Source organism: Eubacteriales bacterium (assembly GCA_041390245.1).
Classification (GTDB): domain Bacteria; phylum Bacillota; class Clostridia; order Christensenellales; family JAWKQI01; genus JAWKQI01.
This window is the reverse complement of record JAWKQI010000004.1, coordinates 161,825-175,751: the sequence shown is the minus strand read 5'-3', so window position 1 is coordinate 175,751 and position 13,927 is coordinate 161,825. Positions and strand designations below refer to the sequence as shown.

12 protein-coding genes are annotated in these 13,927 nt (G+C 39.8%); 4 read left to right on the top strand and 8 right to left on the bottom strand.

Translation table 11 applies throughout. The features are described from left to right. Nucleotides 1-11: 11 nt before the first annotated feature. The 4 genes from R2876_06400 to R2876_06385 all read left to right on the top strand — a co-directional run bounded on the left by R2876_06400 (nt 12) and on the right by R2876_06385 (nt 6,609). Complete coding sequence (locus R2876_06400) at nt 12-1,655, top strand: glutamine--tRNA ligase/YqeY domain fusion protein (protein MEZ4358234.1); 1,644 nt, start codon at nt 12-14, stop codon at nt 1,653-1,655. Nucleotides 1,656-1,694: 39 nt separating this feature from the next. Next, nucleotides 1,695-3,161: a glutamate--tRNA ligase gene (gene gltX / locus R2876_06395; GenBank protein ID MEZ4358233.1), complete on the top strand. Its 1,467-nt coding sequence runs from the start codon at nt 1,695-1,697 to the stop codon at nt 3,159-3,161. Then, nucleotides 3,158-4,255 carry a redox-regulated ATPase YchF gene (gene ychF, locus R2876_06390; protein MEZ4358232.1) on the top strand — a complete coding sequence of 366 codons (1,098 nt, stop codon included), beginning with the start codon at nt 3,158-3,160 and terminating at the stop codon, nt 4,253-4,255. Before gltX ends, ychF begins: the two co-directional genes overlap by 4 nt. Before the next feature lie 131 nt (nt 4,256-4,386). Further along, the gene (locus R2876_06385; GenBank protein MEZ4358231.1) at nt 4,387-6,609 is read left to right on the top strand and encodes a vitamin B12-dependent ribonucleotide reductase; all 2,223 of its coding nucleotides are present in this window, start codon (nt 4,387-4,389) and stop codon (nt 6,607-6,609) included. A 42-nt stretch (nt 6,610-6,651) separates the two neighbouring features. Here R2876_06385 and R2876_06380 read toward each other — a convergent pair whose 3' ends face one another. The 8 genes from R2876_06380 to tyrS form a co-directional block, all read right to left on the bottom strand. After that, nucleotides 6,652-7,941 carry a UDP-N-acetylglucosamine 1-carboxyvinyltransferase gene (locus tag R2876_06380; protein ID MEZ4358230.1) on the bottom strand — a complete coding sequence of 430 codons (1,290 nt, stop codon included), beginning with the start codon at nt 7,939-7,941 and terminating at the stop codon, nt 6,652-6,654. A 142-nt stretch (nt 7,942-8,083) separates the two neighbouring features. Continuing rightward, nucleotides 8,084-8,335, bottom strand: coding sequence for a 30S ribosomal protein S18 (gene rpsR / locus R2876_06375; GenBank protein ID MEZ4358229.1), 252 nt, complete (start codon nt 8,333-8,335; stop codon nt 8,084-8,086). 24 nt (nt 8,336-8,359) lie between these two features. Then, the gene (locus tag R2876_06370; GenBank protein ID MEZ4358228.1) at nt 8,360-8,776 is read right to left on the bottom strand and encodes a single-stranded DNA-binding protein; all 417 of its coding nucleotides are present in this window, start codon (nt 8,774-8,776) and stop codon (nt 8,360-8,362) included. 12 nt (nt 8,777-8,788) lie between these two features. Next, nucleotides 8,789-9,076 carry a 30S ribosomal protein S6 gene (gene rpsF, locus R2876_06365; GenBank protein ID MEZ4358227.1) on the bottom strand — a complete coding sequence of 96 codons (288 nt, stop codon included), beginning with the start codon at nt 9,074-9,076 and terminating at the stop codon, nt 8,789-8,791. A 180-nt stretch (nt 9,077-9,256) separates the two neighbouring features. Then, entirely contained in the window at nt 9,257-10,807 is a 1,551-nt protein-coding gene (locus R2876_06360; protein ID MEZ4358226.1) for a CARDB domain-containing protein, read from the bottom strand. A gap of 66 nt (nt 10,808-10,873) precedes the next feature. After that, complete coding sequence (locus R2876_06355) at nt 10,874-11,941, bottom strand: branched-chain amino acid aminotransferase (GenBank protein ID MEZ4358225.1); 1,068 nt, start codon at nt 11,939-11,941, stop codon at nt 10,874-10,876. 80 nt (nt 11,942-12,021) lie between these two features. After that, nucleotides 12,022-12,630, bottom strand: a complete 609-nt coding sequence (locus R2876_06350) for a YigZ family protein (GenBank protein ID MEZ4358224.1) — start codon at nt 12,628-12,630, stop codon at nt 12,022-12,024. Beyond that, the gene (tyrS, locus tag R2876_06345; GenBank protein ID MEZ4358223.1) at nt 12,631-13,857 is read right to left on the bottom strand and encodes a tyrosine--tRNA ligase; all 1,227 of its coding nucleotides are present in this window, start codon (nt 13,855-13,857) and stop codon (nt 12,631-12,633) included. Between the last annotated feature and the right edge of the window lie 70 nt (nt 13,858-13,927).

Here is a 13,927-nt window from a genome sequence, read left to right as displayed (position 1 = left end):
TGGAGATTAAAATGGCAGAGACTGAAAAGAAAAACTTTATTGAAGAAATAATAGAAAATGATCTTAAGGAAAACCCGGATTTAAAGATCATAACCCGTTTCCCGCCGGAGCCAAATGGGTATCTGCATATAGGGCATGCAAAGTCCATATGCTTAAATTTTATGACGGCACAAAAATATGGCGGCAAATGCAATCTCCGTTATGACGATACTAACCCAACCAAAGAGGAGATGGAATACATTAACTCAATAGAAAGAGATGTTAAATGGCTTGGGTTTGAATGGAACAAAAAATGTTTTGCATCCGATTATTTCGATTATATGTATAGCAGGGCTATTATCTTGATAAAAAAAGGCCTTGCCTACATATGCGATCTAAACTCAGAAGAAATCCGCGAATATAGGGGGACTTTAACACAGCCCGGAAAGAACAGCCCATATCGGGAAAGAAGCATGGAAGAAAACCTAAAGTTGTTTGAAGAAATGAAAAACGGCGTATATGCCGACGGCAAAAAAGTATTGCGTGCCAAGATAGATATGTCCTCCCCTAACTTAAATATGAGGGACCCGGTCATATACCGTATACTAAAGGCTTCTCACCATAGGACTAAAGATAAGTGGTGCATCTACCCGATGTATGACTTTGCACATCCGCTGGAAGATGCTTATGAGGGAGTTACACACAGTATATGCACGCTCGAATTCGAATCCCACCGCCCGCTTTACGACTGGTTTATAAATAACTGTGATTGTGAAAACATTCCACACCAGTACGAATTTGCACGGCTTAATCTAACCCGTACAATAATGAGCAAACGGTATCTTAAAAAACTGGTAGACGAAGGTTTCGTATCCGGCTGGGACGACCCTAGGATGCCCACTTTAAGCGGTTTAAGAAGAAGAGGTTATACTCCGGAAGCGATACGGGATTTCTGCGACAGGATAGGCGTTGCCAAATCCAACAGCGAAGTCTCTTCAGCATTGCTCGAACATTGCATAAGAGAAGACTTAAATCTAAAAGCTCCTCGGCGCATGGCAGTTTTAGAGCCTCTAAAAGTTGTATTTACCAATTTTAATGACACCGAGATGTTACCCGCTGAAAATATGCCTTTTGATTCAACTGACATAAGGCAAATACCGTTTTCAAACGAGATATACATAGAAAAATCCGATTTCATGGAAGACCCGCCAAATAAATACTTTCGCTTAAAGCCTTTAGGCGAAGTAAGGCTTAAATACGCTTACATAATTAAATGCAATGAAGTCATCAAAGATGAGAACGGCAAAGTCTTTAAGCTTCTTTGCACTATAGACCCGCTTTCTAAATCTGGCGGCGAGACGGCAGGCAGAAAAATAAAAGGTACTCTTCACTGGGTAGATGCTATGACCGCCGTTCCTGCAACAGTGAATGTCTACGATTATCTTTTAACAGATGATAACCCCGAAGCAGACTTCAGCGAAAGGTTAAATAAAGACTCTAAGAAAGTTTATAACGCCTTTGTTGAGCCCTCCTTAAAAGGCTCCTCAATTGGAGATACTTTTCAGTTCATGCGCCAGGGATATTTTTCTGTAGACCCTGATACAGCAAAAGATAATTTAGTCTTTAACCAGGTAGTCGGTTTAAAAGACAGCTGGGCCAAAGTAGAAAAAAAATAAAATATTTACATATCCGTTTTATATTAAAGGAGTTTTATTATGCTAGTAAGAACGAGATTTGCCCCAAGCCCAACAGGCTATTTACATATAGGAGGTTTGAGGACCGCGCTTTACTCATGGCTGTTTGCGCGTAAAAACCATGGACAGTTTATATTAAGAATAGAAGATACAGACCAAAAGCGTGAAACTGAAGGTGCATGCAAAGTCATTTACGATACTCTTAACTTAACCGGCCTAACATACGACGAAGGCCCCGATATCGGCGGCGCCTTTGGGCCGTATATTCAAAGCGAAAGAAAAGAAATTTATTTAGAATATGCAAAAAAGCTGATAGAAAAAGGCGCAGCTTACTATTGTTTTTGCACAAAAGAGCGTTTAGATTCCCTAAGGGAAGGCAGAAAAGACGGAAATACCGCTTATGATAAACATTGCCTTAATCTCCCCAAAGAAGAAGTAGAGAGGTTATTAAAAGAAGGCGTTCCTTATGTCATCCGCCAAAACATACCAAACGAAGGCGTATATACATATAAAGATGAAGTATACGGCGAAGTATCAGTTCCTCTTGCAGACTTAGACGACAATATACTAATAAAATCAGACGGTTTTCCAACTTATAATCTGGCAAACGTAATAGACGACCACTTAATGGCAATAACACATGTAATACGCGGGGTTGAGTATTTATCTTCGACGCCTAAATACAATCTAATATACGATGCGCTTGAATGGCCAAAACCTATGTATATACATCTGCCCCCTGTAATGCGCGACAAAAATAACAAGCTTTCTAAAAGGCATGGAGATGCATCTTTTAAGGATTTCTTAGACAAAGGTTATTTAAAGGAAGCTATCATAAACTATATAGCGCTTCTTGGCTGGAGCAGCGGAGACGAGCAGGAATTTTTCACTTTAGACGAACTTGTTGAAAAATTCTCGATAAGCGGCCTTAACCGCTCACCTGCTATATTTGATATTGATAAACTAAAATGGATGAATGCACAATATATAAGGCAGCTGCCTCCCGTTGAGTTTTTACGCCTGTCTACACCTTATTATGTAAAAGTGTTGCCTCATAATCGTTTTAACTTCAGCCTTATATCAAGGCTAATACAACCGAGGCTGGAGACTATGACAGAAATCTATGATAAGCTTGAGTTCTTAATGGAATTTAGCGAATACGACATGGAGCTTTTTGTAAGTAAGAAGATGAAGACAACTCCTAAAGATTGCCTGCCCTTTCTAACTTCCTCCCTTAAAGTATTGGAAAAGCTTAATGACTATTCTGAAGAAGGTATAAAAGACGTATTACTTAAACTCGCAGAAGAACTGGGCATTAAAAGCGGCAAGCTTTTAGGGCCTTTAAGAACAGCGGTTACAGGCGTGCCTGTCACTCCCGGCGGAGCTATCGAAGTCATATGCCTTTTAGGCAAAGAAGAGAGCTTAAGGCGGTTAAAAATAAGTATAGACCTTTTAAAAAAATATTTATCCACTGGAGAAGATAAATGAAGTTAGGAATAGTAGGGTTGCCGAACGTGGGGAAAAGCACCCTTTTTAATGCACTTACAAATGCAAAAGTCGCGAGCGAAAATTTTCCGTTTTGCACTATAAATCCAAATATCGGTATGGTTGCCGTTCCAGACGAACGGCTAAATGTGCTGTCCAAAATGCACAATCCCGAAAAAATAACTCCTGCAGTCATCGAATTTGTAGACATTGCAGGCCTTGTCCGGGGCGCAAGCAAAGGCGAGGGTTTAGGCAACCGCTTCTTATCACATATACGGGAGGTAGACGCAATAGTCCACGTAGTGCGCTGTTTTGAGGACAGCAATATTTCACATGTAGACGGCAGCGTAAACCCCCTCCGTGATGTTGAAACGATAAACTTTGAACTTATCTTTGCAGATTTGGAAACAGTTGATAAACGGCTGATTAAATCTGAAAAATTAGTTAAAACTAACGATAAAAAGTACGTAATTGAAACAGCGGCGCTAAAAAAGATAAAAGATTTTTTGGAAAAAGGTATTCTGGCACGTAATATGGATTTAGACGGTGAAGAAAAAGAAGTCTTAAATGAGCTTTACCTTTTAACAGCTAAACCAGTCATATATGCTGCAAACGTCAGCGAAGACAATATAACTGCTCCAACTGATGAATTGCCAGGTTTTACAGCCCTATTTAAACTGGCGGATAAAGAATCTGCTGAAATCATGATAGTATGTGCAAAGATAGAATACGAACTATCCGAACTAACGCAAGAAGAACGAAAAGAGTTTTTAGAAGACTTAGGCCTTTCTAAATCCGGCCTTGAAACCCTCGTTGAGAAAAGCTATAAATTATTGGGGCTTATAAGCTATCTAACTGCAGGGCCTAAAGAAGTCCGTGCATGGACTATACCAAACGGCACCAAAGCGCCACAGGCCGCCGGAAAGATACATTCGGATTTTGAAAGGGGTTTTATAAAGGCAGAGGTCATAAGTTATGAGGACTTGATAAATATAGGTGATATGCAGCATGCCAAAGAAAAAGGTCTTATCCGGCAGGAAGGGAAAGAATACGTAGTAAAAGACGGAGACATAGTTTTATTCAAGTTTAACGTATAAGAGGTCTAAAAAGGCCTCTTTTTTTACAATATTATATAAAATTACTCTTGACATCTTTTGCACTTGATAATACCATATATAGTATACCATATATTATTTCACACTATATATTATACTTTAGGAGAAAAACTATGAACATTAACGAAAATGCCAAAATAGTTTTACAAAAAAGGTACTTAAAAAAAGGCCCAAACGGCGAGGTAGAGGAAACTGTTGAACAGCTTTTTGAACGTGTCGCTAAAACTATATCTTCAGCAGACAAGTTATATGATAAGAATGCTGATACCAAGGCTACTGAAAAAGTCTTTTACGACATGATGACCAACCTGGAATTCCTTCCTAACTCACCTACACTGATGAATGCAGGGCGCCCTTTAGGGCAGCTTTCTGCCTGTTTCGTGCTCCCTGTCGGCGACAGTATGGAGGAAATTTTCGATGCGGTCAAATATGCCGCACTTATACATAAAAGCGGCGGCGGAACGGGATTCAGTTTTTCCCGCTTAAGGCAAAACGGTGCCTCAGTAAGTTCTAGCGGCGGCATAGCTTCCGGCCCTGTCAGTTTCTTAAAAGTATTTAACATGGCAACAGAAGCCGTAAAGCAAGGCGGTACCCGTAAGGGCGCCAACATGGGTATCCTTAGGATAGACCATCCTGACATCTTGGAATTTATAAACTGTAAAAGAGATAATGCCGATATAACCAATTTCAATATAAGCGTAGGTATTACCGAAGAATTTATGAAAGCAGTTGCTGGCGGAGAAGACTATGCATTGATAGACCCTAACACAAAAAATGTAGTTAAAGAACTAAATGCAAAAGAAGTTTTTGATACGATAGTAAATGCAGCCTGGAAAAACGGCGAGCCCGGCATAATATTTTTAGACAGGTTGAATAAAGATAACCCTGTTCCTAAAAAAGGCGAAATAGAATCTACTAACCCATGCGGCGAGCAGCCTCTGCTTCCTTATGAAGCCTGTAACTTAGGTTCTATAAACCTGTTTAAGATGCTAAATGATAAAAACGAAATAGATTATGAAAAACTTGAAAAGACAGTTAGAAACGCTGTGCATTTTTTAGATAACGTAATCGAAGTCAATAAGTATCCGTTAGATATTATAGACAAAAATACCAAAGACACCCGGAAAATCGGCCTTGGCATCATGGGCTTTTCGGATATGCTTATCTTGATGGGTATACCGTATAACAGTAACGAGGGCGTTGACATGGGCAGAAAAGTTATGTCCTTTATACAAAAATGTGGTAAAGAAGCAAGCATGGAGTTAGCAAAGACCCGGGGTGCTTTTCCTGCTTTCAGTGAAAGCACATTTGACCAGTCTAAGCCTATAAGGAACGCCACGGTGACCACAATAGCCCCAACCGGTACCCTTAGCATGATAGCTGGCTGTTCAAGCGGCATAGAACCTGTTTTCGCATACGCATACATAAGGAACGTAATGGATAACACCAGGTTAGTAGAGGTAAACCCGATATTAAAAGACGTCCTTAAAAAAAGAGGGCTGTTTAATGCGGATGTTATGGAAAAGATCGTTAAAAACGGGACGCTTAGACACATAGATGAGATACCTAAAGATATAAAGGACGTTTTCGTATGTGCGCACGACGTATCTCCTGAATACCATATACGTATGCAGGCGGCGTTTCAGGAAAATATAGACAATGCCGTTTCTAAAACCGTTAATTTTGCCTCCTCCGCAACGCCGGAAGACGTAAGAAAGGTTTATCTATTAGCATATGAACTCGGTTGTAAAGGTGTTACCATATATCGCGACGGAAGCCGTGACTCCCAAGTGTTAAACATCGGTTCTGTCAAAACGGGCGAAATAAAAGAGGAAATAAAAGAGGATAAAAAACTTGCTCCGCGTGAACGGCCTAACATAACAACCGGTTTTACGGAAAAGATGAAAATAGGCTGCGGTAACTTATATATAACAGTAAACTACGACGATGAAGGGATCTGCGAAGTTTTTACAAACACCGGTAAACACGGCGGGTGCCCATCCCAAAGCGAAGCAACTGCGCGTCTTGTATCTATGGCGCTAAGATCCGGAATCGATACTAAGATAATAATAGACCAGTTAAAAGGTATACGCTGCCCGTCTACTATACGCCAGCCTAATTTAAAAGTAACCTCCTGCCCAGATGCTATAGCAAAAATGATAGAAAAAGTAGCTAAATATCAAAGCAGCAACCGTGCTATAGATGAACTGGAAGCAGAAGGCCAGAATTCAAATTTTAAAGGCAAGACAAATTATTGCCCGGAGTGCGGCGCGAAAGTTGAACATGAGGGTGGTTGTATTATTTGTAGGAACTGCGGATATTCAAAATGCGGCTGATCTAAAACCCTATAAATCAGTATAAAATGAAAAGAGGAAGGCTTATATTAAGTCTTCCTCTTCTTCTTCTTCAAAATATAAACGCTTTATATTAGCGCCTAAGCTTATCAGTTTTTTATCTATATTGTCATATCCTCGGTCTATATACTTCGTATTGGAGATTTCAGTCTTGCCGTCTGCCATAAGGCCGGCAACTATAAGAGCAGCACCTGCGCGCAGGTCAGTAGCCCTGACTGGAGCGCCAGTTAGCTGTGAAACACCTTCTACTATCGCTACTTGTCCATTTATGCTTACATTAGCTCCCATCCTACGAATTTCTTCTATATGCTTAAATCTTGATTCAAAGATATTTTCTACAATTATACTTGTTCCGTCGGCAGTGCTTAAAAGTACAGTCGTGGGCTGCTGTAAATCCGTTGGAAAGCCCGGATATGGCATAGTCTTTATCGCTACGTGTTTCAAGATGTCTTTAACCGATACATGGATATAATCATCTCCCTCTTCTACGACCACTCCCATTTCCTGAAGTTTAGCAGAAAGTGCATCCATATGCGTTGGTATCACACTTTTTATAATTACATCGCCACGTGTAGCTGCTGTGGCTATCATCAACGTACCTGCTTCAATTTGGTCTGGTATTATTGAATACTCAGTCCCATGAAGCTGTTTAACACCACGTATCTTTATTATGTCTGTACCGGCGCCGGTTATCCTGGCACCCATACAGTTTAAAAAGTTAGCTGTGTCTACGACATGGGGCTCTTTGGCCGCATTTACTATCGTAGTCCTTCCTTCAGCTAATACAGCCGCTAACATAATATTTATAGTTGCGCCTACAGATACAATATCTAAAAATATCTCTGCTCCCTTAAGGCCATTTGGCGCCTCTGCTATTATTCTGCCATACTCAACGTCTACATTGGCTCCAAGGGCCCTCATGCCCTTTATATGCTGGTCTATAGGACGGGTACCTATTGCACAGCCGCCCGGCAGCAATATTTCCGCTTTTCCGAATTTGCCAAGTAAAACGCCTAAAAGATAATAAGACGCACGCATACGCTTAACAACTTTGAAATCGGCTATATATGTAGAAACACCCGAAGTGTCTACAAGCATTTTGCCGTCTTCCGTTAACGTAACGTCCGCGCCTATTTTATCAAGCATGTAGCTAAGCAGCCTTACGTCTTCGATATAAGGCAGGTTCTCAAGTTTACAAGACTCGCTACATAAAATAGTAGCCGGAATAATGGCTACGGCTGCATTTTTAGCACCGCTTACTGTAACTTCGCCTTTTAAAGGTATTCCGCCTTCTATTACTATCTTTTCAACCATAATCTAATTTTCATGTAAACGATTTTTACTTCGTTTCTCCTTAAACCCTATTATAGTGCTTTTGTATTATAACAAAAACTCTTTCTTTTATCAATACTAAAACAAGAGCCGCTAAATACGGCTCTTTAAAGTTTATTAAATATCAGTCAGCACTATACGGAAGCATAGCCATAACCCTCGCACGTTTAATTGCTGTAGCCAGCTGACGCTGATGCTTTGCACATGTTCCAGAAGCGCGCCTTGGCATTATCTTGCCACGCTCTGTTATTAACTTTCTCAACTTTGCTGTATCTTTGTAATCGATATGTTCAATATTTTCAGTACAAAATATGCAAACTTTCTTCTTAGGCCTTCTAATACGGCGGCCTCTGTTTTGTTGTTTATCTTCACTCATTTTATTTTCTCCTCAATAATTAACTTAAAAAGGAAGCTCTTCATCATCAATCGGAGTAAAATCGCTCATGTTGTCATTAAATGTTCCGGCTGAATCAGCATCCCCATCGCCTTTTTCGGCGCTTCCCGGAGCCTTCCCTAAGAACTGTACGTCTTCGGCAACTATTTCCGTAGCATATCTCTTTTCTCCGTTGCTATTGGTATAAGACCTTGTCTGTATACTTCCCGACACTGCGACAGGCCTGCCTTTTGCAAGATATTTACCGCAGTTGTCTGCTAGGCCACGCCATGTAACAACTGGTATAAAATCTGCTTTTTTTTCAGCATCCCTAGAAAAAGTCCTCTGTACTGCTACAGTAAAAGTGCAGACAGAAACTCCGTTTGGAGTTGTTCTAAGTTCAGGATCCCTTGTAAGATTACCAATAATAATAGCTTTATTCATTGATACACCTCTTTAATTTTCCTTGTTAATAACAATATAACGAAGAACTTCATCAGAAATCTTATAATTTCTATTAAGCTCGGCTGGGACGTCGCTGCCTGCTTCAAAATCCATCAATACATAATAACCTTCCGTTATATAATTGATAGCGTATGCAAGCTTTTTTAAGCCCCACTCATCTACTTTTTCTACTTTTCCACCATTATTTTCGACTATAGAAGAAAACTTGTTTATAATATCCGTTCTTTTCTCATCTTCCATATTTGGTTTTAAAATATACATAGATTCGTATTTTGCCATACCGCTTCCACCTCCTTTTTGGACTAATGGCTCTTTTTCCCAAAAGAGCAAAGAAGAACTTATACTCTTATAAGCATAGCATGGTTATTATATCATCATCAAAACGCGTTTTCAATAATATTCTTATTTTATTTTTAATTTAAAAAGGCCTGCACAAATGCAAGCCTTTTTTATCTTTTTCTAAAAGTTGTTTCTGCCTTTGAACTTAGGCGGTTTTGGTCCCTTGGAAAGCTTTGCAGCTTTTGGCCCGTTGCCTGCTTTACCCAGTTTGCCTGCCTTTGCCTTCTTTTCTTTCCACATAAGGATAAATAGCGTGGTGCCAACTCCAACTATTAATACTATAAGTATTATTATAACTACTAAAAGCGTACCCAAAGTTCCTGCCGAGTTCACATCCGAAGCATCACCAAAAGGGTTTTCTTCCGTAGCGCCAACAGTAACTTCCAGCGGATCTGCCGTCACGGTATACTCTTTCCCTGAAGCATCGGTCAACGTCATCACAAAATTAAACGTTTGGGTTTCAGTTACTTCATACTCTATTTCAGTATATTTCGTACCCTGCGGTAATGTCGTGAAAGTATGGACATCACCTATTGTCTCTTCAGTAATCACTGCATTTTGAAAAGTGTCTTCACTGTCGTTGGTAACTGTTATTTCAAAAGTAACTGTACCTGCCTCTTCCAATGCCGTAGTGTCCGTAGCGACCCCCATGGTAACTGCCGCATCTTTATCCTCCCCAGACACCTCAATGCTTACAGTGTTAGATTCAAATGTATACACTACACCCGTAGAATCTTTAGCAGTAACAGTGAAATTAAGGGTTGTATCATTGTCAAACGGTATACTCGTAGTAGCTTCTATTCTTTCATTCGGCTCAATAGCAGAATATTTTGCCGAAACTTTAGACTGCTGATGATCGTATATCGTAACATCTGTAAAAGAAATATTACCGACATTTCTAACCACAACATCAAATGTAATTTCATCTCCGGCTTCTACGCTTGTCTTGTCCGGAGTTATTGTCATCTCTATATCCGGATCGGAAATCGAAAGAGTCTTGTTAGGTAAAGTTTTGGTTTCTGTCGTCCCATTAGCTGTATATTTAACCGTAGGCGTTACTGTAACGTCTTCCGTAAGCTTATGAGTATAGGTCACTGTCCTTTTTGCTCCTGCAGCAAGGCTTGATACTGTACCTACCTTTGCGCTGCTGTTTAATGGCGACAAATATACCTCTATATTTGAAAGCGTAGCCTCGCCTGTGTTTTCAAGCGTTATAGTAAAAACAATACTGCTGTTTTTAACGGCAGTTGTCCTTGAAACGCTGACTTTTGCAGTAAGCTCGGCGCTAAGTGTTTTTTTAGATATTACAACAGAATCAGTGTCGACATTTACAGAGTCACATTTTGCCGTAAATACAAGTGACGTTCCGAGTTTGCTTTCCGGTATGGTCAGCGTTTTATTGGTTGATTCAGTTCCACCAGCTGAGATGCTGGCTATAGTTGCAATTTCACCACCATCATAGATAATGCTAACATTATTTACTGTACTGCTTGTATTATTTGTTACTTTAAAAGTAAAAGTTACATCGCCTTCCCCAGAAAGCGACGTTGGATTAGCTGTTACATTAAGAGTTAAATCCCCAGCCGTTATCGCCTTGGCTACAGGAACCCCCATAAACATAGTCATAAATATAAATGTTATAGTAAGAACTATGCTAATAACCTTTTTCAAAATATAAATCCTCCTATCTTGGCTGCTAATAATTAGACGAATTTTTATTAAGCTTGTTTCTTCTGATTATAGTACTTTTATAGTCCAGCCAAAATCGTCTTTAACGGTACCGTTTTGTATTCCAGTTAATGTATCATACATAAGCGATGTGGTCTCGCCCATTTTGCCGTTGTTTATAATAAGAGTATCGTCATCGATCATAAGTTCCCCAACAGGGCTTATAACTGCAGCAGTCCCAGTTCCAAAGACTTCTTTTAGCATACCGTTTTTGTGTGCATCTTTAAGCTCATCAACACTTATTAAACGTTCTGAAACCTTCATCCCAAATTTATTTGCAAGTTTAATTACAGAATCCCTTGTTATTCCGGGCAGTATGCTCCCCGTAAGCTTAGGCGTAACAATCTCTTCTCCAATTTTAAAGAAGATGTTCATAGAACCTACTTCTTCTATATATTTTCTTTCTCTCGCATCCAGCCACAGTGCCTGGTCGCATCCTTTTTCTTCTGCCCTGGCTGATGCTACTAAACTTGCGGCATAATTGCCTCCTGTTTTAACATAGCCCGTTCCACCTTTAACCGAACGTACATATTCCGTTTCAATGTATATTTTAGTTGGTGCCAGCCCGTTTTCATAATATGCACCAACAGGCGATAAAATTATATAGAATATATAGGTATGAGATGGATGAACGCCAAGGAACGGATCTGTTGCTATTATAGTCGGTCGGATATAAAGCGATGTCCCCGGAGAAGAAGGTATCCAGTCTGCATCTAACCTGATAAGCTCATAAAGCGCCTCTAAAACAGCATCTTCTGGAAGTTTTGGCGCGCATATCCTTTCGCAAGTGGAATTCATTCTCTTAATGTTGTCCCACGGGCGGAAAAGCGCTATGCTTTTATCCGGCCTCTTATATGCTTTCATGCCCTCAAATGCCTCTTGCCCATAATGGAAAACAGCACATGCCGGCGACAATTTAAAATCTTCAAACGGCTTTATTTTCAAATCATACCATCCATCTTCAATACTGTAATACATAGTAAGCATATGGTCTGTAAATAAACGTCCGAACCCCAATTTAGATTCATCTTTATATTTGGGCTTCGGATTCGAAGTTCTTTGAATATTTAGTTTCATAAACCTTTTTCTCCCTTAAACATATAAATAAAAACATCTATTTAATTATTTTAAAACTTTTTCTTTCTTATTTCAATGCCCTATTTTATTATATCTGTTTCCCCGCGTTCCTTTAATTCAGCTTCGCCTGCGGTTATTTCAAGAATATGTTTTAATATATTTTCTTTATCTTCCGTTATATAAATAAGCGCATTAACATTATCTAAATACTTGATTTCGCCAATTGTTACACTATTTTTATTAAGATAAGCCTCTATCTTTGCCCATTGTGGATACTTACAGCTTATGCCCAAAATACTTGCGCTTACTATTTCTTTTTTCCCTGCCTTGTTAATAGCTAAAGCCGCACATTTTGAGTAGGCGCGCGTGAGCCCTCCTGTACCTAGCAATACACCGCCAAAATAACGTGTAACGACTATAAGTACGTGATTTAGTTCATTTGACTTTATAACCTCTAAAATGGGCATGCCTGCAGTCCCCTGTGGTTCTCCGTCGTCGCTTGCCCGAACGGTATTTTCATCTATTACATATGCAAAGCAGTTATGCCGCGCATCAAAGTGCTTTTTTTTGATAAGCTCTATTTTTTGGCGGGCTTCACTTTCATTCTCTACGTTTAATACGTATCCTAAAAACGTGGATTTATTTACAGTTAGTTCTGCAACGGCTTCGCATCCTATAACGTAGCGCATTTATTCCTCAACAACCAATTTGTGGTAGACTTTTTTGCCTTTTTTTATGATGATGTAGCCAGAAGATATATCTTCATTTGTCACTTCATAAAACTCATCTTTAATTTTTCTATCGTTAATACTTACCCCTCCGCCGGATATAAGCCTTCTGCCTTCTCCTTTAGATGACGTAATTAAGCACAATATCATTAAGTCTATAAGCTTGCTGTTTTTATCAAGCTCGGCCTTTGTTATCGTAGTCGTCGGCATATTTTCGTTATTGGCCCCTCCGCTAAACAAAGCCTTTGCCGCCTCTTTAGAATCCTCCGCAGCCTTTTCGCCATGAACCTGCTTGGTTACTTCAAACGCCAAAGTTTCCTTTGCCTTGTTTATCTCTTCTCCGGAAACGGCGCACATCTTCTTTATGTCTTTAATAGGCAAGAACGTTAAAAGCATTAGGCAGTTTTCAACGTCTGCATCATCTACGTTACGCCAATACTGGTAAAACTCATAAGGCGAAGTTTTATCAGGATCAAGCCATACTGCACCCTTCTCCGTTTTGCCCATCTTTCTTCCGTCGCTGGTTAAAAGCAGTTTAAATGTCATTCCAAAGGCTTCGCCCTGCTCTTTTCTGCGTATAAGGTCTGCCCCGGCTAAAATGTTAGACCACTGGTCGTCGCCGCCAAGCTCAAGGACGCATCCATATTCTTTATATAGCACTAAAAAATCGTATGCCTGCATAAGCATATAGTTAAATTCAAGGAAGTTAAGCCCTCTTTCCATGCGGCTCTTAAAGCATTCTGCCGTCAGCATCTTATTTACTGAAAATTTAACCCCTATGTCACGTAAAAACTCTATGTAGTTTAATTTTAAAAGCCAGTCGGCGTTGTCGACCATTAATGCCCTGTCCAAAGAAAAATCCAAAAAACGCCCTATTTGCCTTTTAAATTTTTCAGAATTATTTTTTATAGTTTCTTTATTCATCATACGCCGCATGTCCGTTTTTCCGCTAGGATCACCGACCATTGCAGTCCCTCCGCCGACCAATGCTATAGGGGTATGCCCTGCGCGCTGCATATGCGCCATAGCCATAAGCTGAACATAGTGCCCGACATGTAAACTGTCTGCAGTTGGGTCAAACCCTATATAAAAAGCGATTTTCTTGTTTGCAAGCATTTCTCTTAACCCTTCATGGGTTACCTGCTTTATAAAGCCTCTCTCCATTAAAACGTCGTATGCGTTTTTCATATGTAGTTCCTCCAAGCAATTCATATAAATAGATTATACCTTTTTTCCTCCAGTTAGAAAAGTATAAAAA